Annotated in this window: 21 protein-coding genes and 1 pseudogene; 9 read left to right on the top strand and 13 right to left on the bottom strand. The window is 56.4% G+C overall.

What is annotated here, in order from left to right:
- Window positions 1–208 precede the first annotated feature (208 nt).
- Together M0974_RS04480 and M0974_RS04475 are read left to right on the top strand one after the other, a co-directional pair.
- On the top strand, window positions 209–1,132 hold the full coding sequence (locus M0974_RS04480; protein WP_297833325.1) for a LysR family transcriptional regulator: 924 nt from the start codon (window positions 209–211) through the stop codon (window positions 1,130–1,132).
- Window positions 1,133–1,147: 15 nt separating this feature from the next.
- Entirely contained in the window at window positions 1,148–1,702 is a 555-nt protein-coding gene (locus M0974_RS04475; protein WP_297833323.1) for a cysteine hydrolase family protein, read from the top strand.
- A gap of 117 nt (window positions 1,703–1,819) precedes the next feature.
- Here M0974_RS04475 and M0974_RS04470 read toward each other — a convergent pair whose 3' ends face one another.
- The 7 genes from M0974_RS04470 to M0974_RS04440 all read right to left on the bottom strand — a co-directional run bounded on the left by M0974_RS04470 (window position 1,820) and on the right by M0974_RS04440 (window position 9,590).
- Window positions 1,820–3,757 carry a methyl-accepting chemotaxis protein gene (locus M0974_RS04470; RefSeq protein WP_297833321.1) on the bottom strand — a complete coding sequence of 646 codons (1,938 nt, stop codon included), beginning with the start codon at window positions 3,755–3,757 and terminating at the stop codon, window positions 1,820–1,822.
- 310 nt (window positions 3,758–4,067) lie between these two features.
- On the bottom strand, window positions 4,068–4,562 hold the full coding sequence (locus M0974_RS04465; protein WP_297833319.1) for an acyl-CoA thioesterase: 495 nt from the start codon (window positions 4,560–4,562) through the stop codon (window positions 4,068–4,070).
- 171 nt (window positions 4,563–4,733) lie between these two features.
- Window positions 4,734–5,504: a 1,6-dihydroxycyclohexa-2,4-diene-1-carboxylate dehydrogenase gene (locus M0974_RS04460; RefSeq protein WP_297833317.1), complete on the bottom strand. Its 771-nt coding sequence runs from the start codon at window positions 5,502–5,504 to the stop codon at window positions 4,734–4,736.
- Window positions 5,505–5,514: 10 nt separating this feature from the next.
- Window positions 5,515–6,555: a benzoate 1,2-dioxygenase electron transfer component BenC gene (gene benC, locus M0974_RS04455; protein ID WP_297833315.1), complete on the bottom strand. Its 1,041-nt coding sequence runs from the start codon at window positions 6,553–6,555 to the stop codon at window positions 5,515–5,517.
- A gap of 87 nt (window positions 6,556–6,642) precedes the next feature.
- On the bottom strand, window positions 6,643–7,131 hold the full coding sequence (gene benB, locus M0974_RS04450) for a benzoate 1,2-dioxygenase small subunit (RefSeq protein WP_297833313.1): 489 nt from the start codon (window positions 7,129–7,131) through the stop codon (window positions 6,643–6,645).
- On the bottom strand, window positions 7,128–8,504 hold the full coding sequence (locus tag M0974_RS04445; protein WP_297833311.1) for a Rieske 2Fe-2S domain-containing protein: 1,377 nt from the start codon (window positions 8,502–8,504) through the stop codon (window positions 7,128–7,130). Before M0974_RS04445 ends, benB begins: the two co-directional genes overlap by 4 nt.
- Window positions 8,505–8,618: 114 nt before the next feature.
- The gene (locus M0974_RS04440; RefSeq protein ID WP_297833309.1) at window positions 8,619–9,590 is read right to left on the bottom strand and encodes an AraC family transcriptional regulator; all 972 of its coding nucleotides are present in this window, start codon (window positions 9,588–9,590) and stop codon (window positions 8,619–8,621) included.
- Window positions 9,591–9,955: 365 nt separating this feature from the next.
- On the opposite strand from M0974_RS04440, the gene M0974_RS04435 reads away from it, so the two are divergent.
- Entirely contained in the window at window positions 9,956–10,879 is a 924-nt protein-coding gene (locus M0974_RS04435; RefSeq protein WP_297833307.1) for a LysR family transcriptional regulator, read from the top strand.
- A gap of 31 nt (window positions 10,880–10,910) precedes the next feature.
- Here the strand turns inward: M0974_RS04435 and M0974_RS04430 are convergent, their stop codons facing one another.
- Window positions 10,911–12,356, bottom strand: coding sequence for a SulP family inorganic anion transporter (locus M0974_RS04430; RefSeq protein ID WP_297833305.1), 1,446 nt, complete (start codon window positions 12,354–12,356; stop codon window positions 10,911–10,913).
- A gap of 167 nt (window positions 12,357–12,523) precedes the next feature.
- On the opposite strand from M0974_RS04430, the gene zapE reads away from it, so the two are divergent.
- The gene (gene zapE / locus M0974_RS04425) at window positions 12,524–13,648 is read left to right on the top strand and encodes a cell division protein ZapE (protein ID WP_297833304.1); all 1,125 of its coding nucleotides are present in this window, start codon (window positions 12,524–12,526) and stop codon (window positions 13,646–13,648) included.
- Between the two features lie 27 nt (window positions 13,649–13,675).
- Here zapE and rarD read toward each other — a convergent pair whose 3' ends face one another.
- A complete protein-coding gene (gene rarD / locus M0974_RS04420; protein WP_297833303.1) occupies window positions 13,676–14,563 on the bottom strand; it encodes an EamA family transporter RarD in 888 nt (295 codons plus the stop codon).
- Between the two features lie 221 nt (window positions 14,564–14,784).
- On the opposite strand from rarD, the gene M0974_RS04415 reads away from it, so the two are divergent.
- Both M0974_RS04415 and M0974_RS04410 read left to right on the top strand, forming a co-directional pair.
- Window positions 14,785–15,426, top strand: coding sequence for an HD domain-containing protein (locus M0974_RS04415; RefSeq protein WP_297833302.1), 642 nt, complete (start codon window positions 14,785–14,787; stop codon window positions 15,424–15,426).
- Between the two features lie 124 nt (window positions 15,427–15,550).
- The gene (locus M0974_RS04410) at window positions 15,551–16,702 is read left to right on the top strand and encodes an MFS transporter (RefSeq protein ID WP_297833301.1); all 1,152 of its coding nucleotides are present in this window, start codon (window positions 15,551–15,553) and stop codon (window positions 16,700–16,702) included.
- A gap of 10 nt (window positions 16,703–16,712) precedes the next feature.
- On the opposite strand, the gene M0974_RS04405 is transcribed toward M0974_RS04410, so the two are convergent.
- Window positions 16,713–17,150: a carboxymuconolactone decarboxylase family protein gene (locus tag M0974_RS04405; protein ID WP_297833300.1), complete on the bottom strand. Its 438-nt coding sequence runs from the start codon at window positions 17,148–17,150 to the stop codon at window positions 16,713–16,715.
- 217 nt (window positions 17,151–17,367) lie between these two features.
- Between M0974_RS04405 and M0974_RS04400 the strand changes: the two genes are divergently transcribed.
- The gene (locus M0974_RS04400) at window positions 17,368–18,243 is read left to right on the top strand and encodes an alpha/beta hydrolase (protein WP_297833298.1); all 876 of its coding nucleotides are present in this window, start codon (window positions 17,368–17,370) and stop codon (window positions 18,241–18,243) included.
- 410 nt (window positions 18,244–18,653) lie between these two features.
- Here M0974_RS04400 and M0974_RS04395 read toward each other — a convergent pair.
- A pseudogene (locus tag M0974_RS04395) lies at window positions 18,654–19,290 on the bottom strand (IS110 family transposase); the annotation flags it as partial.
- Between the two features lie 81 nt (window positions 19,291–19,371).
- Window positions 19,372–20,784, bottom strand: a complete 1,413-nt coding sequence (locus tag M0974_RS04390) for an MATE family efflux transporter (RefSeq protein ID WP_297833296.1) — start codon at window positions 20,782–20,784, stop codon at window positions 19,372–19,374.
- A 146-nt stretch (window positions 20,785–20,930) separates the two neighbouring features.
- On the opposite strand from M0974_RS04390, the gene pdxB reads away from it, so the two are divergent.
- Entirely contained in the window at window positions 20,931–22,073 is a 1,143-nt protein-coding gene (pdxB, locus tag M0974_RS04385; protein WP_297833294.1) for a 4-phosphoerythronate dehydrogenase PdxB, read from the top strand.
- 105 nt (window positions 22,074–22,178) lie between these two features.
- On the opposite strand, the gene M0974_RS04380 is transcribed toward pdxB, so the two are convergent.
- Window positions 22,179–22,355 (bottom strand): PA1571 family protein, encoded by a 177-nt coding sequence (locus M0974_RS04380; RefSeq protein WP_297833292.1) that lies wholly within the window; start codon window positions 22,353–22,355, stop codon window positions 22,179–22,181.
- A gap of 290 nt (window positions 22,356–22,645) precedes the next feature.
- Between M0974_RS04380 and M0974_RS04375 the strand changes: the two genes are divergently transcribed.
- Window positions 22,646–23,454 (top strand): ABC transporter transmembrane domain-containing protein (locus M0974_RS04375; RefSeq protein ID WP_297833290.1); only part of this gene is annotated, 809 nt, incomplete at its 3' end.

Genomic DNA, 23,454 nt, shown 5'->3' with positions numbered 1-23,454 from the left:
GGCTGCGCCGATGCCACGGGAGCCGCCTTGAATGAGCGCTACTTTGTTGCTGAGGTTCGATTGAATGGACATGCAGTTCTCCAAAGGTGTGAAGTTCGAACGTTCAAAGGGGTTTGTCTTGTGTGGTGGTCAGTATCTGCAGTTGATTGCCCCCTGAGTAGCGGGTAATCGCTATAGTCTGTGTAAACCAAAAGTTTAGAGTGACGGCATGGATAACTTCAGCAGCATCGAGTGTTTTGTCCGAAGTGCGGAAGTCGGCAGCTTCGCTGAAGCTGCCCGCCGCTTGAGTTTGACGCCGGCCGCAGTAGGTAAGAGCGTTGCAAAGCTGGAGGCGCGTCTCGGTGTAAGGCTATTTCAGCGTAGTACCCGAAGTCTGACCCTGACGGAAGCGGGCCAACGATTTCTCGGCGAAGTCAGTGCCAGCCTCAATACCATTCAAAACGCGGTGGCTAATCTGGCCAGTGCTGAAGGTCAACCCACCGGCACTTTGAAAGTCAGCATGGGTACGGTATTTGGACGCTTGTACATCGTGCCTTTGCTGGGGGAGTTCCTCCGGCGCTTCCCGGCCATCACCCCGGACTGGCACTTCGATAATCGCCAGGTGGATTTGATTGGCCAAGGCTTCGACGCAGCCATTGGCGGCGGATTCGATCTTCCCCAGGGTGTGGTGGCACGCAAAATCGCGCCTGCGCATCGAGTGCTGGTCGCATCGGCAGAGTATTTGGCTGAACATTCGCCGTTGGTTAATCCGGAGGATCTGCAAGGCTGCGACGGAATATTAATCCGCTCGCCTCAGACCGGGCGCGTGCGTTCCTGGCCGCTGACTAATCGTGCGCAGCAACAGTGTCCGTTGAACTTGAAACTGCGCATGACCATGAGCGATTCAGAAGCCGCCTGCGCGGCTGCCGAACAAGGTTTGGGTGTGGCGTTGGTCAGTATGCCGTTTGCCGCGCCGTATCTACGTGATGGTTTATTGTTGCGTGTGTTGCCAGAGTGGTACGTCGACGATGGTAATATTTCGCTGTACTACAGCGAGCATAAACTGCTGCCCGGAAAGACCCGTGTATTTGTAGACTTCGTGATTGAGCAGTTCGCAAAACAGAAGCTGGCGCAACTTTTCAGTGCTATCTAGACGGGACGGAATCGGATGGACATTCAAGCTAATGCAGCGCTGTTGCTGATTGATATGCAGAACGGCATCAATCATCCCAAGTTGGGACGGCGCAATAACCCTAATGCAGAAATACAGATAATCAAGCTGCTGGCAGCTTGGCGCGAGATGAAGCGGCCAGTTATCCACGTTCGGCATTTTTCTCGATCGCCAGACTCGGTGTTTTGGCCGGAGCAATCGGGCGTCGAGTATCAGCCGGAGTTTGCACCTGCAGAAGGTGAAGGCGAGTTGCAAAAGCAGACACCCGATGCATTTTGCGGGACGTCATTGGAAAGTTGGTTGCGCACCGATTCGATTATCCAGCTAGTGATTGTTGGCGTGGTGACGAACAACTCAGTGGAGTCGACAGCGCGCAGTGGCGGCAACCTCGGGTTCGAGGTGCTGGTGCCCCATGACGCTTGTTTCACCTTCGACCAGGCGGACTTCTTCGGTAACCCGCGCACCGCCGAAGAGGTGCACGCGATGTCGCTGGGCAACCTGCACGGTGAATATGCGACGGTGGTGTCGACGGCTGATATTTTGCCGGGCTGATATTGAAATGATCACTGTAGGAGCTGCCGAAGGCTGCGATTGGTCCTGAAACATCGCAGCCTTCGGCAGCTCCTACAGTGATTCTTTATTCAACCAGTCTCGGTTTTTGCTGTTTGCTTACAACTTGAACCGCGCCATTTGTGAGGCGAGATGCTCAGCTTTTTCCGAGAGTTTGAGGCAGTCCTCACGGCAGGTCTGCACATCCTTCGCCGTAGATTGAGCCAAGTCAGCAATGCCCTGGACGTTGCGGTTGATCTCTTCGGTCACTGAGCTTTGTTCCTCGGTAGCGGCGGCGACCTGGTGATTGCGGTCAGTGAGTTCTTCCACGTGCCCCGCAATCGTGTCCAGGGAATCACCCGTACGGCGACTGGCTTCGACGCCGGTCCCCGTGGCTGCCTGACCTGCGCGCATGGAGGCCACGGCTTGATCGGCACCGCCTTTGAGTTCTCCAATCATCTGTTGGATTTCGCCAGTAGCGCTCTGCGTGCGACCGGCGAGGGTGCGGACTTCATCGGCAACTACGGCAAAACCACGGCCCATCTCGCCAGCACGCGCCGCTTCAATGGCGGCGTTGAGGGCCAGCAAGTTGGTCTGCTCGGAAATGCTCCGAATTACCGTCAACACCTGATCAATGTTTGATATTCGGGTAGCCAGCGCCTCGACCGCACCTGCTGCGCTGCCCACACCATCTGACATCGCTTGAATGTGGGTGATTGATTGACCAACGATACGTTTGGCCGACACGGCTTCGTTCTGAGTATTACGTGACACGTCCGCAGCGGCGCCAGCATTTCGGGCAATTTCCTGAACGGTCAGGCCCATCTCATGCACCGCGGTCGCGACCATATCGGTCATCTGCTGTTGCTGCACGGCCCGCGCAGCAGTGCTTTCAACCACCCGCTTGACGTCGCCCACGCTGTGGCGCAGCTGTTCGCTGGTGTGCAACGCATCGCCGATCAACTCACGCAGGCTTTCGATGAAACGGTTGAAGCCGCGCGCCAAGTCACCCAGTTCGTTTTCACGGTGATCATCCAGACGGCGAGTCAGGTCGCCATCGCCTCCGCCAATATCGATCAACGCAGTGGTGACCTGACGAATCGGACGGACGATGCCACGGGCTATCCAGGCCACGAAGCCGAGGAAACACAGGACCACCGCCAGACTGATAGCAGAGATGATCGTCAACGCGTCTTTGGCCGGGCCGTAGACTTCTGCCAAAGGCACCTCACTGACCAGGGTCCAACCCAATGAATCGACCGGCTCCGCCAAGGCAACGAACGCCTGACCATTACGCTCAAACTCAACTGGAGTTTTGCTGGTCGTCGCACCTAGCAATGACTTGGCGGGTCCAGCGCCAACCAACTGTTCTAGTGACTGGCGGTCGTTGAACTCGGCGTTGGGGTGAACCTTGACCTTGCCCTCCGGGCTGACCAGATACACTTGGCCGTGCTCACCGAAATGGAAGTTACGAACCATCTCCGACAAAGCACTCAAGCTGAAACCAAGTCCTGCCACGCCCACTACTTTGCCGTTGCTTTCGATCCTTTGGTTGATGAACAGCGTAGGAACGCGGGTGGTTTGGTCGATATCGATTTCCAGGTCCCGCTGCTTGCCGCTGGCGAGGAAATCATAGAACCAGTTGTTTTCCTTGGCACCAGGCTGCAACGTGCGATCCGCGCCTTTATTGGTGAAGTAATGGCCGCTGTCCTTGGCGACAATAAAGGTGGTCAGCGCTTTGTGTTGCTGCTGAATGTTGGCCAAGTAGCGCACGAAGGTCGCTTGTTGTGCCGGGTCTTCACCGGTACTCAGCCAATCTTCGACTAGCGTGTTGTCGGCAATGTCGCTGGCGGCGGTGAGGGGCGAGGTAAGCAGTCGCTCAAGGTCGTTGCGGATCGCCTCGACACTGGCGGGCATGGCTTGTTGCAGCAGGTAGCGATCGGTCAGCCGGTTCAGGGCGAAGGCATAAATGGCGATAACAATCAGGCTGCTGATCACCAATGCTGCACCCATGCTCAAGGTGAGTTGCCACTGAATACTTTTTCGCCAGACAGGCATAGGGAAACTCCACGTAAAACGAGCGGACGCACAACCACGACGGAAAAGTGCTGGGGGACAGCTGCATAAGGCAATAACTGCGCCACAAAGTTGAACTGCTGGTCAGCTTTGTGGTGCGTCGAGGGCGAATAGCACCGAGTTAGAGCGCTTTGGTGAAAAAAATTCAGTTTTTGAACTCGGGACGACCGCGCCTCCGATGCACCAGCAATGTGTCGTTTTGGAGCGATTCAGCGGGGAGTGGGTGGTTATGTGGCAGTTGGCTCGCCGTTTTAGATGCTGAGCCCTAGTGAATTAGGTGCCTGAAGGTGGATTATTCCAGCGGGGTGTTTGACTCGCGTATTGCGTTGTACCTTTGTTCCAGTTCTGCACGGTGTATCTTCCGTTGAAGCGCTTGTGCGTATCGTCTTTTTTCGACGGTTGTATCAGGTACCAACGACCGTACCTGAACCGGTTTACCGTCGTCATCTACGGCGACCATCGTGAAATAACAGCTATTGGTATGCCTTACTGAGCGTTCATGAATATTTTCCGTCATTACTTTTACACCGACTTCCATGGACGTTCGACCGGTATAGTTGACGGACGCGAGGAAGGTTACTAATTCTCCGACGTAAATAGGTTCACGAAAAATAACTTGGTCTACTGACAGCGTAACTACATATCGACTTGCATAACGTTTAGCGCAGGCGTAAGCGACCGAGTCCAAATACTTTAGTAAGGCGCCACCGTGTACATTTCCTGAGAAGTTGGCTTTGTCCGGTGTCATCAAGACGCTCATCGTAAGTTGGTAACTTCCAGGTTCCATGCCTACCTCTTTGGTTTTAATCGTTTCTCGGTTTAAGGTCCGCAGCAAAGTAAATGGCAACTTTATCTTTCTGAACTGCTGCGGATCACGGTCAGGCAGATTAAATGATCCCGAAAATCGTAACTGGAAATTATGGTGATTGCGGGTATCGCTGGAAGAGATAGTTGGATCTCACCCCAAATCCCCGCCCCCAACCGGCAAAGTTACTCCCGTGATGTAGGAGGCCTCATCCGAGGCAAGGAACAGGATCGCGTTAACTTGTTCGTTAATCGTTCCATAGCGCTTCATCAGCGTGCTGTCGAGTGTCTGGTCGACAATCTGCTGATACCAGATTTTTTCCTGGTCGCTCTGCGGATTGGCGTTGCGAGGAATCCTGCGAGGAGGCGCCTCGGTTCCACCCGGCGCGGTGGCGTTTACCCGAATGCCGCGTTCCGCAGTTTCCAGTGCCAGGCATGCGGTCAACGCGTTGACTCCACCCTTGGCTGCGCCATAGGGCGCGCGGTTGAGGCTGCGGGTCGCAATCGATGAAACATTGACGATCGCGCCGCCGCCTTGCTCCAGCATCTGCGGCAAGACGGCATGACAGCACCACAACGTCGGAAACAGTGAACGCTGCACTTCGGACATGATTTCGTTGGCTTGGTAGTGCTCGAATGGCTTGGCCCAGATCGTACCGCCCACATTGTTGACCAGGATATCGATCCTTCCAAACCGTTCAACGGCCGCTGCCATTACCCGCTGGCACTCCCCGTACTGCTCAAGATCCGCCGTCAGCGTCAACAATTCACTGCCTTCATGTTGTAGCTCGTGAACCAGTTCAGAGCGGTCGACGGCCACCACTCGGGCGCCTTCAGCCATGAGGCATTGAGCAACTCGTTGACCAATGCCTTGGGCTGCACCGGTGATCACGGCGACTTTGTCAGTAAATCTGTCGGGACGCATGGTGAACTCCTCAGGCGCAAATGGCTTCGTCGGGGGTGACGATTTTGGTCGGGGTGAACTTCTCGTAAAGAAAACTTGAGGGCACCACGCCTTCGGCATCGAAGTGACGGCGCACGGCTTCCACCATTGGCGGTGGGCCGCAGACATAGACGTCCACATCGCCTCCGTTCAAATGCGCAGGCGTCATGTGCTGCGTAACGTAGCCTTTGCGTGGGTGCGCGGACTCGACATCACCCACCACCGTGGTAAAGGTGAAACTTGGCAACTGGGATGCAAGCCCTTGCAGCCGATCCACCAGGATCAGGTCCACGTCCCGATTCACGCCATAAATCAGATGCACTGGCTGTTGGCTACCGCGCTCAGCCAGCACTTCCAGCATCGACAGAAACGGGGCTAATCCTGTGCCGCCAGCGAGTAGCAACAGCGGGCGTTTGATTTCTCGTAGATAAAAACTGCCCAACGGCCCGGTCAGGCTGAAACGTTGGCCGACCGTGGCGCCGTCCAGACAAGCGCTCATGAGTCCCCCTGGTACCCGCTTGATCAGGAAGCTGAAGCGACTGGCCCCCGGCGCCGAACTGAATGAGTAGGCACGTACCTGATCGCTGCCCGGCACCGCAATATTGACGTACTGGCCTGGCAGGAAGATGGGCGCGACGCTGTTGGGGGCGATGTCGAAACTGACCTCCAGCGCCGCATCGTCGTGGGCGACGACTGACGCCAGGGTTGCTTCAAACCGAACGGTTCCGGTCTTGCAAACGGTCGAAGCTACGGGCACCGCGATCACACAATCGGAGCCTGGGATCATCTGACACGTCAACACCAGACGTTTTTCCACCTCATCTTCACTCAGCGCGTCCTCAATGAAATCGTCGCCCAGATCATATTCGCCCTGATCGCAGCGGCACTTGCAGGTGCCACAGACACCGTCGGAGCAATCCATAGGCAAGTTGATGCGGTTGCGAAAGGCGGCATCGAGTACCTTTTCGCCGACTTTACAATCGATGAAGCGGGTCACCCCGTCTTCGAAATTCAGTGCAATGGTGTAGCTCATGAGCGGAGTCTCCCTCATGGCGGGCGCAACGGGGCCGACCGGCGACTGACAGCGGGGCTGTCGCACCAAGGCCCTCGGGCAGCGGGCCTAGATGTGATAGATGTCGATGACCTGATGGATGTAGTCGTTCTTCAGCACGACCTTCTTGTGCGTGATCAGCGGCTGCTCACCGCGCACGTCCAGGGTATAGAACGAGGTGCCAAAGTAACTGTCGGTGGATTTGTAGCGATGGCTCAGGGTGTGCCAGTTGAAGCGCAGTTCAATACGTTCGGCATCCACTCGCAGCACCTCCAGGTTGGCGATGCAATGTGCGGTGCGCGGTTCTGGCATGCTGGCGCTTGAGCGCTCGGTTTTGATACGAAACACGCGGTCTTCCAAACCGTCCCGGCTGGGGTAGTAAATCAGCGAAAGCTCACGCTGCGGATCTTCTGTAAGACGATCATCGTCATCCCAGGCGGGCATCCAGAACACGGCTTTGGCGGCGTAACATTCCAGCCATTCGTCCCACTGACGGTCATCCAGCAGGCGTGCTTCCTTGTAAAGGAAAGCACTGATCTGTTCATGGGAAAGGTTCATGCTGTCTCCCCACCATCAGTAGCGATCAAATGCGAGCGCTCGATATCGAGAGCCTTTTGCAGGGCATAGGCCCAATAAGCGTGCTGGCGAACGAACAAGCCTTCATCTTCGGTTTTCATGCCGCTAAGCAACGGTTGCATGCCCATGGCCTTGGCGTTTTCGTCAGCGCCTTCGATCCAATGACTGGCGCCACGACTAAGGTCATTCCACTGTGAAGCCTGGCCCTGATAGCCGGTTTGGCAGGCGCGGAACTCCTCCAGATCGTCCGGGGTACCCATGCCGCTGACGTTGAAGAAGTCTTCGTACTGACGGATCCTCAGCGCGCGTTCTTCACTGCTTTCGCCTTTGGGCGCAAAGCAATAAATGGACACTTCGGTCTTATCCACGGCGATGGGTCGAATGACCCGAATCTGGGTGGAGAATTGGTCCATCAGGTAAGCGTTGGGGTACAAACCAAGGTTACGTGTCTGGCCCACAATGATGTCAGCCTTGGTCTCGCCCAGACGTGCCGCCAACTCGTCTCGGTGTGCGTAAATTGGCCGCACTTGCGGGTTGAGCAACTGGGTCCATAGCAACAGGTGGCCGTACTCATAGGCGTAGAAGCCGCCGATGCTTTTCGACCAACCGTTGGCGTCCACAGTGCGGGTGCCCTCGGCTTCGTAGTTGCGGCGCTGCATGGTCGCAGAGTAATTCCAGTGCACCGAGCTGACGTGATAACCGTCGGCGCCGTTCTCGGTCTGCAGTTTCCAGTTGCCGTCATAGCAGTAGGTCGAGCTGCCGCGCAGGATTTCCAGCCCTTCGGGGGCTTGATCGACGATCTGATCAATGATGATCCGAGTCTCACCCAGGTAATCGGCAAGGGGCACGACCTCAGCGTTGAGGCTGCCAAACAGAAAGCCACGATAGTTTTCGAAACGCGCCAAGCGCGTCAGGTCGTGTGAGCCGTCGCAGTCGAAGCTTTCGGGATAGCCGCCGGTTTTAGCGTCCTTCACTTTAAGCAGCTTGCCCGCATTGCTGAAGGTCCAGCCATGGAACGGACAGGTGAACGAGCCCTTGTTACCGTGCTTGCGCCGGCAAAGGGTTGCGCCACGGTGCGCGCAGGCGTTGATCAGGCCGTGTAGCTGGCCCTGTTTATCACGGGTAAGGACCACCGGCTGGCGGCCGATCCAGGTGGTGAAGTAATCATTGTTTTCGGGCAATTGGCTTTCGTGGGCCAGGAATACCCAGTTGCCTTCGAAGATGTGTTTCATCTCCAGTTCGAACAGATCCGGATCGGTAAAAATGTCCCGGCGGCAGCGGAAAATGCCCTTTGCGGGATCTTCCTGGACGGATTCGGATAACTGACGGGCAAGGCGATCGAGCGTGACGTTCATGGGGTTGGACCCTCGCTTTTTTATTCAGTTGAGTCACTCAAGGTGAATCAGGCGAGTCCAGATTAAGAAGTCGGCACCCCATGCAATAGCCGCTACCTGCGAATGAATATCCAGTTACTGCAAATGACTCCTCGCAACGCAACGAGATCGCTTGAAGGTAGTGGATGGCAATTCGCCGAAACGCTGACGGTAACTTTCGGCGAAACGGCCCAAATGCAAAAAGCCATAATCCATTGCTACTTCGGTGACGCTGCGGCACGCATGGCTACTGTTACACAGCACTGTGTGAACACGCTCAAGCTTACGCTGGCGTACATAGTCCTTGGGCGATGTCCCCGCGTGACGTTCGAACAAGGTATACAGCGAGCGCTCACTGACAATTGCCACGCGCATCAGGCGGACAATATCGATGTCTTCGGTCAGGTGTTCCTCAATGTAATGGATGAGGTGTTCGAAGCTGGACATATGCTCTTGTACCGACACCCGGTCCACGTTGTTGTGCAATAGGCTCAGCAGTTTGCTGCCCAGGATGCGCTCATAGCGTTCCTGGACTTGTAGCAGCGAGCCAGGTGTTTCAGCTTCGTCACAAACAAGGGTCAACAGGTTCAGGATCCCGTTGATATCGTGCTGGGTGGAAGCAAAGCGAATGCCGTCGGCAGGTAGCGTCCAGCGCTGCTCTGCACAGGTGCTGTCGAACACGCCAATGGGCAGCTTGACGATGAACTTTTCGCAGTCTTCGGAATAGGTCAGATCGACTGGATCGTCGGGGTTGATCAGAAGAATTTCGCCGGGTAAATAGAAATGCTCGGTGCCCCTGCATACTGAACGACAGTGGCCCGACAGAAGGATTTGTAGGTGATAAACGTTTTCCAGCGCGGCGGAGGTCACCCGTACGCTGCCCCCGTAGCTAAGACGGCACAGATCGAGACTGGAAAACTTTCGGTGATTGATACTGGCTTCGGGAGAGCCGGTTCTGGGCAACTGGATGCAGTGAGTTCCCACGTGCTGATTGACGTAATCCGACACAGCATAGGGGTCAGCGTGATTGAACACCTGGCTGCGGGCACTCAACAGTTGGGTCTGCATCGTGTGGCCTCTCTTGTTGTTGTGTTTCGACCAATGGCTCGGTCTTTTTGAAACTATGGTTCGTACAAGATTGCGCTGCGTAAATCCTGGGGTCCAATATCGCTTAGCTCTGATTCGATACCCGGGAGGTATGGTGCGACTCCTTCAATTGGGTTACCCCCACGTCGTATTTGCCAATACCCGCTATCAACAGTGTCCATTATCCAATTCGTCTCAGCTTGGTAAAGTCGCTGGGTACGGCACAATAATTCTTCCGTTTACGTTCCCTGCACCGCAACGCCGATCCTATTCACATTTCTACGTTCAGTCTTAACCACTTCACGCCAATGTGATGACTTTATTTGTCCCTGAGCTAAGGAGACAGCGTGAACCTGATAGATCACATGCGAATTTTTGTGACCGTCGCTCGACACCATAGTTTTACTGCGGCAGCCACTGAGTTGAATTTTTCGGTGCCCGTGGTCTCTCGCAGCGTGTCCCGTCTGGAAAGTCATTTGAATGCGCTTCTATTGAATAGAACCACGCGGCAGGTTTCGCTGACCAACGCCGGGTCAGATTTTTTTATTCGCTGTCAGAGAATTATTGCTGGTGTTGATGAGGCTGTTCAAATAGTCACAGACAGCAATATCCTCCCCGAAGGGCATCTACGCGTTCACTCTATAAATGAAATTGGCAAGCGATACATAGTGCCGGCCATAGCAGGTTATCGTCTTGCCTATCCCGCCGTGACGTTCGACTTGTCTCTGGAAAATCGTGTTCCTGATTTGATGGTCGAGGACGTTGATATCTCTATAGGTATCGTAGCGCCGGATCACAACCCGCACTTGGTGTCGAAGAATATTGGTGCAAGTTATTCCGTTCTTTGCGCCTCGCCGGACTATTTAAATCGCCGAGGTTATCCGATAGTGCCGGAAGACCTGATCAGTCATGAATGTTTGAGACCGTTGGACGATGCTATTTCAACACTAGACACTTGGGAGTTTGAGGGGCCCTATGGACCTGTCAATATCTATATCCCTCCGTCTTCATTTCAACTCAATACCAGTGATGCAATTTTGCCGGCGGTATGTTCAGGTATGGGTATAGGCTGCGTACCAGCCTTTATAGCAGCAGAGGCACTTCGAGACGGCAGGATCGTAAGGGTTTTGCCCCACTATCATTTCGAATGCACGGGCCTGCATGCTGTTTATCCCGCTCGTCTGGAGGGGAATATCTGCGTAAAGACCTTGATTGCTTATCTTCGCTCTACACTGCCTGTTCTGTTGGCCAATGGCATGAAAAATTCATAGGTTAAGTGACGGTCCGGTATCAGCATTGAATTCATTCATGGTGCGCTCGGGCGCGTTTTAGCAGTTTCTTGCAACGTTCGGATAAATGCAGCACGCGTAAATGCTTGCCGGCCTTCTGGTATCGCTCACGCAACGTATTTAAAGCGGCTATGGCCGAGTAGTCGACGAAGCGTAGATGGCGGCAGTTCAAGGTCACTTGAGCGGGGTCGTTTGCGGGGTCGAACTGGTTGAGAAACGGCGTGGTCGAGGCGAAGAACAGCGTGCCGTGCAGGTGATAAAGTTTACTGCCGTCAGCTTCCAGATGACTGTCGGCGTAGAGTTCCCGGGCCTGCTGCCAGGCAAAGTTGAGCGCAGCAATGACGATTCCGCACAGCACAGCGGTGGCGAGGTCGGTGAACACCGTGATGGCGGTCACTGCGACGATCACCATCACGTCGTTCAACGGCACCTTATTGAGCACGCGCAACGACGCCCAGGCGAAGGTTTGCTGCGACACCACAAACATCACGCCGACCAATGCAGCAAGCGGGATGTGCTCGATCAGCGGTGAAAGAAACAGAACGAACAGCAGAATCATCACCCCAGCCACCACGCCGGAGAATCGCCCGCGGCCGCTGGAACTGAGGTTGATCACGGTTTGACCGATCATGGCGCAGCCACCCATGCCGCCAAACAGACCGGAGACCATGTTGGCCGCCCCCAACGCCACGCATTCGCGATCCGGGTAACCGCGGCTCTCGGTGATCTCGTCGGTCAGGTTCAGCGTCAGCAGGGTCTCCAGAATGCCGACCAAGGCCATCAATACGGCATAGGGCGCCACGATGCGCAGGCTTTCGAGACTCCAGGGTACCTGCGGCAGCGCAAAATCGGGCAAGCCGCCGGCGATATGCGCCATGTCTGCAAGGGTGCGGGTCGGTAGGCCCAGCAGATAGACGGCCAGACCGACACCCAGAATCGCAACCAGTGCTGGCGGTACGGCGCGGGTCAGACGCGGCAGTATGTAGACGATGGCCATGGTGAGTACCACCAGCCCAACCATCAGGTAAAGCGCCGCTCCACTCAGCCACGCTTCGCCGACCTTGAATTGTTCCAACTGGGCCAAGGCGATGATGATCGCCAAGCCGTTGACGAAGCCAAGCATCACCGGGTGCGGCACCATACGCACCAGTTTGCCCAGCCGAAGCAGGCCGAAAGCGATCATGAGCAAGCCGCCCAGCAGCACAGTGGCGAGCAAATACTGCACACCGTGCTGGACCACCAGCGCAACAATTACCACGGCCATTGAACCAGCAGCACCGGAGATCATTCCCGGCCGCCCCCCGAACAGAGCGGTTAACGTGCAGATGATGAAGGCCCCGTATAAGCCCATCAGCGGATTAAGGTGGGCCACCAAAGCAAACGCGATGCACTCTGGCAGCAATGCGAAGGAGGTGGTAAGTCCGGCTAAGGCATCGGCGCGCAGACGTTTTGATTTCATGACGAACCTAAAGGGGGCCTGCAGTATCGGCCCAAGAAGCGACTGTAAATGAGGTCGCGGATGTTACGGAATTGACGGCGGCTCGGCCAGTACACGGGTCGTCATGTTCAAAACCTGGCGCAATGTGTGTGAAAATGCCGGCTTTGTGCCAGCCGGTAACCTTTGCGATGAATGCTGCTTCTCCCCTGGACGCCTATCAACAGGCCATCGACCAGCAAGGGTTCGCCCCTGACGCTGCACAATTGAATGCCGCGCAGCGTTTGCAGGAATGTTTCCTGGCGCTGCATGAAGGCAAGCATCGGCTGCCGATCAAAGGCGTGTATTTATGGGGCCCGGTGGGGCGCGGTAAAACATGGTTGATGGACCGCTTTTACGAGAGCCTGAGCGTGCCGGCGCGGCGTCAACATTTTCATCACTTCATGCGCTGGGTTCACATGCGCCTGTTTCAACTGACTGGTACCGCCAATCCCTTGCAGGCCCTGGCCCGGGAGCTGAGTAAGGATGTGCGGGTGCTGTGTTTCGATGAACTGTTCGTCAACGATATTGGCGACGCGATCATTCTTGGCAGCTTGTTGCAGGTGATGTTTCAGGAGGGGGTGGTGTTGGTGTGCACCTCTAACCAGCCTCCCGAGCAGCTGTACGCCAATGGCCATAACCGTGAACGATTCGCGCCCGCTATCGTAGCGATTAATCGTTGCATGGCGGTGGTGGCAGTCGATGGCGGCGAAGATCATCGACTGCATCCCGGCCAGTTACATCAGCGCTATTGGGTCAGTCAATCGGGCAGCGCGAGCGTGTTGGACGGTGTCTTTGAGCAACTGAATGCGGGCCAGCCGTCATCTAGCGAGGCAATTGTAGTCGGTCATCGCAGCCTCAATGTCGTCCGCCACAGCGATAAAGTCCTGTGGTGTCGCTACGCCGATCTGTGCGAGCAGCCGCTAGCGGCTATGGACTTCATCGACTTGTGCGATCGGTTTTCAACGATTTTGCTCAGTGAAGTACCGCCGTTGAGCGCCAAGCAGCGCGAAGGAAAAATTGCCCGTGGCACCGAGGACGCCGTTGAACAAGTGACCGCTGGTGATCGTGAGTTGCCGCAATTGTCGGTGCACGACGACGGCGTTCGGCGCTTCATCGCCTTGGTCGACGAATGTTACGACCGCCGGGTGCCGTTGTATGTCGAAGCAGGAGTGTCACTCGAAGCGCTGTACACCGAAGGCTATCTGGCCTTCGCGTTTCGACGGACGTTGAGCCGATTACAAGAGATGCAACTGGAGCGATTTGCGGTCCGTTAATAACGCAACCGCAGCCTCCGGCAGCGCCTACTGATTGAGGTTCCTGCGGCGCTGTGCGAGCAAGTGTTTGCTGCCTTCGAATACCAGCACCAGCACCGCGAACCAGATCGGTAGATAGGTCATCCATTCATCGCGATGGATGCTTTCGCCCAGCAACAAAGCCACGCCCACCAGCAACACCGGCTCTACGTAGCTCAGCAGACCGAACAGGCTGAAGGGTAACAAGCGGCTGGCGATGATGTAGCTGCACAGCGCCGACGCGCTGATCATGCCCAGTATAGGAATCAGCCCATACAAAGCTGGAGAGCGGGCGAGGGCGCTGGGGTCGCCGTTGACGATGAACCACAGGCTGACCGGGAGCATCAGGGCCATGTCACACCACAGACCGCCGAGGTTATCGGTGCCGAGCCGGCGCCGCAGGATGAAATAAATCGGATATCCCAAGGCCACCAGTAGGGTTTCCCAAGAAAAGCTCCCCACGCGATACAGCTCGTTGAGGACGCCGACCACTGCGCAACAGGCGGCGATTGTTTGTAGGCGTGACAGGTGCTCGCCGTAGGCAATCCGGCCGGTGATGATCATCGTCAGCGGCAACAGAAAGTAGCCCAGCGACACGTCCATGCTGCGGCCATGCAAGGGGGCCCACATGAACAGCCACAGCTGCACGCCGAGCAAAAACGATGAGAACAGCATGCTGATCAGCAACACGGGTGAATGCCGCAGGCGCTTTGCAATTTCTTTAACCAGCCGCCAATCGCCGCTGGACAGCATGAACAGCGTCGCGCAGGGCACTGTCAGCAGCATGCGCCAGCCGAAGATTTCTTCACCGCTCAGGGGCTTGAGCAAGGAGGTATAGAAATACATGACCGCGAACAGGAACGAGGCCAGAACCGACAGCACAATGCCTTTTGACACAACTTCCTCACGTCTTTTCAATTTTTATTCGAGTGGTTTTACGCGCAACACGCGGTTTTAGCCGGGGCATAAGCGGCGCACAGTCTAGCCGATCCCTCGTGGCAGGATATGACGGACGTTTGGCAGATAACGTAACCTCGTGCCGATTGTGGCGAATACCTCCCAGGCACAGACTTGTTTCAGCCGCGCCATACAGGTGCGATAGCCTGAGGAACGCCATCATGTCCAACACCATCGCCGGTATCAAAATCCCTGACAGCGCTCTGGCCAAGGCCACCACTGAGTACATCCGTGATAACGAACCTGACTTGCTGTATCACCACTCCCGCCGGGTTTTTCTGTTCGGCGCACTGAGCGGGGAACGCAAAGGTCTCAAGTACGACGCGGAACAGCTGTACGTCGGCGCCATGTTTCACGACCTCGGTTTGGTCGAAGGTCACCGCAGTGACGACGAGCGTTTTGAAGTAGACAGCGCCAACGCCGCGCGTGCCTTTATGAAGCCGTTTGGGTTGTCGGAAGGCGACATGGAACAGGTCTGGTTATCGATTGCCCTGCACACCACGCCGAACGTTGTACACCATCTGCGTCCGAACGTGTCGTTGGTGACAGCAGGTGTTGAGATGGACGTGTTGGGCATCGAATACGCAGCGTTCCCCACCGTTCAGCGCGAAGCAGTGGTGCATGCGCACCCACGTGGTGAAGGTTTCAAGGAATGCATACTGTGTGCGTTCGCCAATGGCTTCAAGGACAAGCCCGATACTACATTCGGCACGGTGAACGCTGACGTGCTGGTGGATATCGATCCGACATTCAAACCGATGAACTTCGTTGAAATCATCCGCAAGTCGCCTTGGGTGGCGTAATGCTGAATGGCTTTTCTCGCTGGATGTACTTGAAGGCGACGCAAAACATTTGGTTAAACGGTCAGCTTTGTTAGGCTACTTCGATTGTCTGGCCCAAACCGCCTGACGTTTCGAAGGACGTTGCATGACTTCCATCAACACGGCTGCGCCGGCTATCACTGCCCGGCGAGAGCAGCTCTGCACCCGTATCGCCTTCTTTATTGCCGGTTTCAGTATCGCCGCATGGGCGCCGTTGGTGCCCTATGCCAAAGCTCGCGTTGGTTTGAACGACGGCACCCTCGGCCTGCTGCTGTTGTGTCTGGGCGTCGGTTCGATCATCGCCATGCCGCTGGCGGGAATACTCGCCGGGCGTTTTGGCTGCCGCATCGTATTGGTCGTTTCCAGCATCGTGATTTGTCTGTGCCTGCCATTATTGGCGACGCTCTCAAGCCTGCCGCTGCTGATTGCGGTGTTGTTTGTGTTTGGCGCAAGCATGGGTGCGCTGGACTGCACGGTGAATATTCAAGCGATCATCGTCGAACGCGCCAGTGGTAAGACCATGATGTCGGGCTTTCATGGCTTGTTCAGCCTCGGGGGGATCATCGGTGCGGGTGTCGTCACTGGCATGCTCAGTGTTGGCGCTACACCGTTAATTGCGATGTGGGCAGTCGTGGCGATCGTTGCCATTGCATTGGTTAAAGCCTCGCCGCACTTTCTCACTTACGGCAGCAAAAGCACGGGACCGGCATTCGTCATGCCGCACGGCATCGTGCTGTTTATCGGCCTGCTGTGCATGACGGTGTTCCTGACCGAGGGCGCCATGCTGGATTGGAGCGCGGTGTACCTAAGTTCGATGCGCAACGTTGATCCTGCTTATGCGGGCCTCGGCTATGCAGTATTCGCCCTGACCATGACCATCGGACGTCTGTTTGGCGACGCCATCGTGCGTCGTGTAGGCGCCAATCGAATAATCGTTCTCGGCGGCCTGTGTGCCTCAGCCGGCTTGACTTTGGCAACCCTCGTCCCAGCCTGGGAAGCAACGCTGCTGGGCTACGCCCTAGTGGGGGCGGGCTGTTCCAATATTGTGCCGGTGCTTTACAGCGCTATCGGGCGGCAAACCGTCATGCCGGAAAACCTCGCCGTTCCCGCTGTTACCACACTGGCTTACGGTGGGATTCTGGCAGGCCCGGCCGCAATCGGTTTTGTCGCCCACGCCAGCAGCCTTGATCTGGCGTTTCTGTGCATTGCCGTCATGCTGTTAGGTGTGGCGGTGGGTGGCCACAGGCTTAAAGCCTGAGCCGTAGTGCTTACTGCGGGGTCATCGCGAAGCCAACGCCAAAACGGTTCCAGGCATTGATGGTGGCGATTGCCAGCGTCAGGTTAACCACCTCGGCTTCGCTGAAATGCTCCAGCAGGGCTTGGTATTGATCTTGCGGTGCGTGCTGAATTGATAACGCTGTCAGGCTTTCAACCCACGCCAGTGCGGCGCGTTCACGGGGCGTGAACAGCGTCGTCTCTTCCCAGACGCAGAGCGTTTGCAGGCGCGCTTCAGTTTCACCGGCTTTGCGTGCGTCGTTGGCGTGCATGTTCACGCAGTACGCGCAGCCGTTGAGCTGTGAGGCGCGCAGGCGAATTAGTTCCAGCAACGAACTTTCCAGGCCAGACTTACCCACTGCTTGTTCGAGCGCCATCAATGCCTTGTAAGCTTCGGGTACCACTTTTCCCCATTGAATTCGACTGTTCATCGCGTTGTCTCCAAAAGTTATCGCCCTATTTGGCTGGGGATTACATTACCGCCGTGGGCGACGGGTTCGAATATCCAATTTCGGGTGAATTATTGGGTCCAATTCGCAATTGGAGTGTTTGAGCAAACACACTTCATGAACGAGGGCGCCACGTTTTACCCCTTGTCGTAAACGCTCAAGGATCTAGGATGTCTGTAACAGCCATAAGGAGACATCCATGTTCGTCGGATTCGAAAAGCATGTGCGCCAAGTCAACGGCGTAGAGATCGCCTACCGCATCGGCGGCTCGGGGCCGGCCCTGCTGCTGTTGCATGGCCATCCGCAAACCCACGTGATCTGGCACAAAGTCGTACAGGCTCTGGCCAAACAGTTCACCGTGGTCGCAGCCGACCTTCGCGGTTATGGCGACAGCAGTAAACCGCTGGCCGATGCCGACCACAGCCTTTACTCCAAGCGCGAGATGGGCCGCGATAACGTAGCGTTAATGCATGAGTTGGGCTTTTCGACTTTTTCGGTATTAGCCCACGACCGGGGTGCCAGAGTTGCCCACCGATTGGCGCTTGATCATCCACAAAGCGTAAAGCGCATGGTGCTGCTAGACATCGCGCCGACCTTGTCGATGTACAACCAAACCACCGAAGCCTTTGCCCGCGCCTATTGGCATTGGTTTTTCCTGATTCGCCCAGCGCCGTTGCCCGAAACCTTGATCGAAGCCGACCCCGAACAGTACCTGCGCAGTGTCATGGGTGGCCGTAGCGCGGGCATGACGCCGTTCACCGACGAAGCATTCAGCGAATACCTGCGCTGCCTGAGATTGCCAGGAGCCGCCCGTGGCATCTGCGAAGACTATCGCGCCAGCGCCAGCATCGATCTTGAGGCCGACCGTGCCGACATCGCGGCAGGCAATCAGCTACAACTGCCGTTGCTGGTGCTGTGGGGCGAGGAGGGGATCGTCGGTCGTTGCTTTGACCCGCTCAAAGAATGGCGGCAAGTGGCGACCAATGTGCGCGGTAAACCCTTGGCCGCTGGGCACTACATCGCTGAAGAAGCGCCAGAACTACTGTTGGCTGAAGTGCTGCCGTTTTTGAGTTGATTGTGACATCCGGCACTCGCCCGCCATAAAACTCAACAATCACCAACTGAAAAAAACCAAACAGAGCCGCGCCGCCCGCAAAATCCTGGTTTTGGTTTTAGACGAACCACCAAACAACTGTAGGAGCGCGCTTGCCCGCGATGGACCGCGAAGCGGTCCTAAATGCCCAATCCAGTTCCCACTGAAAAAACGAGTCTGCTGATTTTACGACTGCTTTGGTCGAGCACGACCCCGGACCGATCGCGGACAAGCGCGCTCCTATGTATGGACTCGCCCCCACTTTCAACCTGCTTTTTGAACACTGCTACCCGGTTGCATCTATGTATCAGGCCTGTTCGAGGAAGCTTTGAGCGGCTTCTGGCCAACATTGGGTGAACTCGCGGTATGCCGATTACAGTAAGGCCTCATGGCCGAGCGTTGGCGAAGCGTTCAGGCTCGGTCTGCTTGGCCAGCAGCGCCGTGGCGATGATCGGCCCGACACCGCGCACGGTCATCAGCCGCTTCGCCGTCTCATTATTTTTCGCCGCCGTTTCCAGCCGACCGGTGAGCACGTTGACACGTTCGCCTAGTTGACTCCATTCGCCCAGTAGCTCGGCGATCAGTTCGCGCAGCAGATCGGGCAGTGGCTGGGTGGCGTCTTCCAGTATCCGAGGCACGAGCTGACTGAGGGCGATTTCACCCTGCGCCATGGCCACACCGTGCTCCAGCAGTAAACCGCGCATCTGATTGCCTAGGGCAGTGCGTCGGCGTATGAGTGGCAACCAGCTGGGCCGGCAGAATACGCACTGGATTACCCTGCGCTTGCAGCAGTCGCGCCCATGCCTGAGCGCCTGGCCCGGTCTCTACCAATACCGTCACGCTTGCCGGTAGCTTATGAAGAAATACCTGGAAGGCGTCGCGTGACTTGATTCGATCCTCGTATATCACCTGGCTGAGGACATCCTCCCTAGCCACCTGAAAGACCCTCTTGGCAAGATCTACCGCAACGGTTGTGCATGCCGATACATCGGCTGACAAAGACTGGTTAATCGTCGTATGCTTTTTCATGGCCTCGCCCTCGCTGTCGTTGGCTTCTATAAGAATGCCACCGTGGCGCACAGACGCCTCGGCTTGGGCGAGTCCATTCAATTACAGAACCTGGATCCGAATCCTTTTGCGCGCACTGCTGACCAGGCGCAGGGTCAGCATCAATGCCGCGCAGGTCAGGCCGACAATCAGCCCTTGCCACAACCCGCTGGGTCCGCTGGCGGGGCCGAGCAGGTTGGTCAGGCCCAAGGTGTAGCCCACTGGCAAGCCAATGCCCCAGTACGCGAACAACGTCAGCATCATCGTCACCCGCGTGTCCTGATAACCGCGCAGCGCGCCAGCAGCCGTCACCTGGATCGCATCGGAAAACTGGAACAGCGCCGCAAACACAATCAATGACGCCGCCATTTGGATCACCAGCGGGTCTGCGGTGTAGATCTTGGCGATGTGCTCGCGCAGCAGCAACATCAGGCTTGCCGAGAAACAGGCATAGAACAATGCAGTTGCCATCCCGACTCCCGCGCTAAAACGTGCTTCCCGTGGGGCATTGGCGCCTAAGGCCTGGCCGACGCGCACAGTCACGGCCATGCCCAGCGAAAACGGGATCATGAACACTAGCGAGCTGAAGTTCAGGGCTATTTGGTGCCCGGCCACCACGTTCGACCCCAGGCTGCCGATCAGCAATGCAATGACCGCAAAGATGCTGGACTCGGCGAACACCGCGATCCCAATGGGCAGGCCAATGTCCATCAGGCGTTTGATGACCGCCCATTGTGGCCATTCAAAGTGGCGGAACACAGCGCTGGGTTTATAGACCGGAGCGCGTCGTACCCACGTGAACATACCTAAAAAGATGCACCACATGACGATTGCAGTTGCCCATCCACACCCCACGCCGCCCAACGCTGGCATGCCGAAATGGCCATAGATCAATACGTAATTGAGTGGAATGTTCAACGCCAGGCCGCACAAGCCCAGCACCATACTTGGCCGGGTTCGACCAAGGCCGTCGCTGAGGCAACGCAATACATAAAACAACGCCGTCGCCGGCATGCCACAGGCGATACCTCTCAAATACCCCATGCAGGGTTCGATCAACACCGGATCCACCTTCATGATGTGCAGCACCGGTTCAGCGTTCAACAGCAGCAACGCGGCGATTATTCCAACCGCTGCAGCCAGCCACAGTGCCTGGCGCACCACGGAACCAATCTCTGTGGTTTGCCCGGCACCGTGCCGCTGCGCGACTTTTGGGGTGGTCGCCAGCAATATGCCGGTCATCAGTAGATAAATCGGCACCCAGATCGAATTGCCCAACGCGACGGCGGCCAAGTCCCGGGGGCCTACACTGCCTGCCATCACGGCATCGACAAAACCCATGGCGGTATACGCCAGTTGCGCGATGATGATTGGCAATGCCAATGCCATCAATGTGCGCAGCTCTTGGCGCACGCGGGCCGGACGGTTCAGCGGGAGTGGAAGGTGTGGGGTGACAGGCGTCGTAGCAGAATTCACGGTCAGTCCAGTCTAAAGCGGGCGCAGAAAGCCGAGTATTCTACCCGCTTGACGCTTGGGTCAGGAATCCAAGTTGTGTCGGCGGTTGATCCCATGCAGGATGGTTGGCTGTTCCTACACTGCCGCCGACCCCATGGAGCCTAATCATGCGCATTGTTGCCGACGAAAATATTCCGCTGCTTGATGCCTTTTTTGCTCAATACGGTGACATCCAACGTTTGCCGGGACGCTCCATTGATCGAGCTGCTGTGGCGGATGCCGATGTGTTGCTGGTGCGCTCAGTGACTAACGTTACTAAGGCAATGCTGGAGGGGAGTTCGGTGCGCTTTGTCGGGACCTGCACCATAGGCACCGATCACCTGGACCTGGACTTCTTCCAAGAGGCTGGAATCCACTGGTCCAGCGCCCCAGGTTGCAACGCCCGTGGGGTGGTTGATTACGTGCTGGGCAGCCTGTTGACCTTGGCCGAAATTGAAGGGGTTGAGCTGACCCAGCGTACTTATGGCGTAGTCGGTGCGGGTCAAGTGGGTGGGCGACTGGTTAACGTTCTGCGTGGCCTTGGCTGGAAAGTGCTGGTGTGTGACCCACCCCGTCAGGCGGCAGAAGGCGGGGATTTTGTCAGCCTTGAGCAGATAATCGATCAGTGCGACGTGATCAGTCTGCACACACCGCTCACTAAGACCGGTGATTTGCGCACCTGGCACCTGTTTGACCGGGATCGCCTCAATCAGCTTAAGTCGGGTGCGTGGTTAATCAACGCCAGCCGCGGTGCGGTTGTGGACAACACGGCGTTGCGTGAAGTGTTGTTGCAACGCGAAGACCTGCAAGCCGTACTCGATGTGTGGGAAGGCGAGCCCCACGTTGATGTGGCGCTGGCAGATTTGTGTGTGTTGGCGACGCCTCATATTGCGGGTTACAGCCTCGATGGCCGTCAACGTGGAACCGCGCAAATCTATGACGCCTTTTGTGCCCACTTTGAGCACACGCCAAGCATCAGTTTGCAGGAACTGCTACCGCAGCCCTGGCTGACGCAAGTCACCCTGAACGCCAACTGCGACCCGACGTGGGCCTTGGCAATGGTGTGCCGTGGCGTCTATGACCCGCGCCGAGACGATGCAAACTTCCGTCGTAGTTTAGTGGGCGATGCCGCCACCCAGCGTTTGGCGTTCGATGCGTTGCGCAAGCATTATCCGCCGCGTCGCGAAATCGATAGTTTGTTAGTGCAGATCAATGGCGAGTCCGAACCGTTGCGGCAGTTGATCACGGCGCTCGGGGCGACAATCGTTTAAGTGGACGGTTGCCCACTCAATACACCGAGGCGGGTGCCGATTCTGGAATACCAGGCAGAAAAAACCCGGCATCAACGCCGGGTTCAAAAATTCTTCAATACAGCATCAATCTTGTTTTTCGGGTTTGACCCAGTTTTTGTCGCATTCCTGACACGCGGTCTGCACCATTTCTTCGGTGATCAGTATTTCGTGTCCGTCTTTGTCGAGAATAGCGCCGCCAACAGCCAGCTTTGGTGTGGTTCGAACGACCGGTACGTGATTGGTGCTGTTTTGCAAGCTCATGGCCTGTCTCCTCATCAGGTTGTGCGCTTAAGCTAATCCCGTTGTATGACTGCGCTATGACATTCCCTCTGCGCGCATTCAACGGCCTACCAAGTCGACCAGAAATGCTCAACAATCGCCAGTAAGGCTTTAGATCGATACGGCCTAAGGTCCGTTCTGCGTGGTAATAAAAACCGTCGGCGACTTTAAATGGGCTTTTATTTCGGGAGGGCATGAGAGTAATCCCGCGATTCGCTGCGCCCACAGGTGTAGGCTCTCGGGTTTACGTCTTCGGCAGGCAGGTCTTTTTCATGGTTTCAGTTTTATCCAGTCGCCAACGCAACGCCGTCCGTCTGACGATGGGTTTCATTGCTCCTTATCGCTGGCAAGCCATGGGCGCTTTACTGGCGCTGATCGTCACAGCGGGAATTACGTTGTCCATGGGGCAGGGCATCAAGCTGATGGTCGACCAAGGCTTCTTGACCCAGTCACCGGCGCTGCTTAACCGATCGATTGGCTTCTTCATGATCTTGGTGGTTGGTCTCGCGATCGGTACATTTGCGCGGTTCTATCTGGTGTCATGGATTGGTGAACGGGTAGTTGCCGACATGCGCAAACAGGTGTTCAACCATCTGATCAATCTGCACCCTGGGTTCTATGAAAATAATCGCAGCTCGGAAATCCAATCGCGGCTGACCACTGACACCACGCTGTTGCAGTCAGTGATTGGCTCATCGTTGTCGTTGTTCTTGCGCAACGTACTGATGGTGATCGGCGGCATCGTTTTATTGTTCTTCACCAACCCTAAGCTCACCAGCATCGTCGTCGTAGCCTTGCCGCTGGTGGTGGCACCGATCCTGATCTTTGGTCGACGTGTACGCAGCCTGTCACGCTTGAGCCAGGACCGGATCGCCGACGTCGGCAGTTATGTCGCGGAGGCGTTGGGGCAGATCAAAACCGTCCAGGCCTACAACCACCAGCAGCAGGACAAGCTGCGGTTTGGCGAAACCGCTGAAGAGGCGTTCAACACCGCGCGCAAGCGTATTTTACAGCGCTCATGGCTGATTACCCTGGTGATCGTGCTGGTGTTGGGCGCGGTCGGGGTGATGCTGTGGGTGGG

The sequence above is a fragment of the Pseudomonas sp. genome, from assembly GCF_026224925.1.
Lineage (GTDB): Bacteria > Pseudomonadota > Gammaproteobacteria > Pseudomonadales > Pseudomonadaceae > Aquipseudomonas.
Note: the sequence above shows the minus strand (reverse complement) of the source record. Positions and strands in the feature narration are given on the sequence as shown.

Coding starts and splice junctions, on each gene's coding strand:
- M0974_RS04480 (WP_297833325.1), top strand. CDS start 209: ATGGATAACTTCAGCAGCATCGAGTGTTTTGTCCGAAGTGCGGAAGTC.
- M0974_RS04475 (WP_297833323.1), top strand. CDS start 1,148: ATGGACATTCAAGCTAATGCAGCGCTGTTGCTGATTGATATGCAGAAC.
- M0974_RS04470 (WP_297833321.1), bottom strand. CDS start 3,757: ATGCCTGTCTGGCGAAAAAGTATTCAGTGGCAACTCACCTTGAGCATG.
- M0974_RS04465 (WP_297833319.1), bottom strand. CDS start 4,562: ATGGAACCTGGAAGTTACCAACTTACGATGAGCGTCTTGATGACACCG.
- M0974_RS04460 (WP_297833317.1), bottom strand. CDS start 5,504: ATGCGTCCCGACAGATTTACTGACAAAGTCGCCGTGATCACCGGTGCA.
- benC (WP_297833315.1), bottom strand. CDS start 6,555: ATGAGCTACACCATTGCACTGAATTTCGAAGACGGGGTGACCCGCTTC.
- benB (WP_297833313.1), bottom strand. CDS start 7,131: ATGAACCTTTCCCATGAACAGATCAGTGCTTTCCTTTACAAGGAAGCA.
- M0974_RS04445 (WP_297833311.1), bottom strand. CDS start 8,504: ATGAACGTCACGCTCGATCGCCTTGCCCGTCAGTTATCCGAATCCGTC.
- M0974_RS04440 (WP_297833309.1), bottom strand. CDS start 9,590: ATGCAGACCCAACTGTTGAGTGCCCGCAGCCAGGTGTTCAATCACGCT.
- M0974_RS04430 (WP_297833305.1), bottom strand. CDS start 12,356: ATGAAATCAAAACGTCTGCGCGCCGATGCCTTAGCCGGACTTACCACC.
- zapE (WP_297833304.1), top strand. CDS start 12,524: ATGAATGCTGCTTCTCCCCTGGACGCCTATCAACAGGCCATCGACCAG.
- M0974_RS04415 (WP_297833302.1), top strand. CDS start 14,785: ATGTCCAACACCATCGCCGGTATCAAAATCCCTGACAGCGCTCTGGCC.
- M0974_RS04410 (WP_297833301.1), top strand. CDS start 15,551: ATGACTTCCATCAACACGGCTGCGCCGGCTATCACTGCCCGGCGAGAG.
- M0974_RS04405 (WP_297833300.1), bottom strand. CDS start 17,150: ATGAACAGTCGAATTCAATGGGGAAAAGTGGTACCCGAAGCTTACAAG.
- M0974_RS04400 (WP_297833298.1), top strand. CDS start 17,368: ATGTTCGTCGGATTCGAAAAGCATGTGCGCCAAGTCAACGGCGTAGAG.
- pdxB (WP_297833294.1), top strand. CDS start 20,931: ATGCGCATTGTTGCCGACGAAAATATTCCGCTGCTTGATGCCTTTTTT.
- M0974_RS04380 (WP_297833292.1), bottom strand. CDS start 22,355: ATGAGCTTGCAAAACAGCACCAATCACGTACCGGTCGTTCGAACCACA.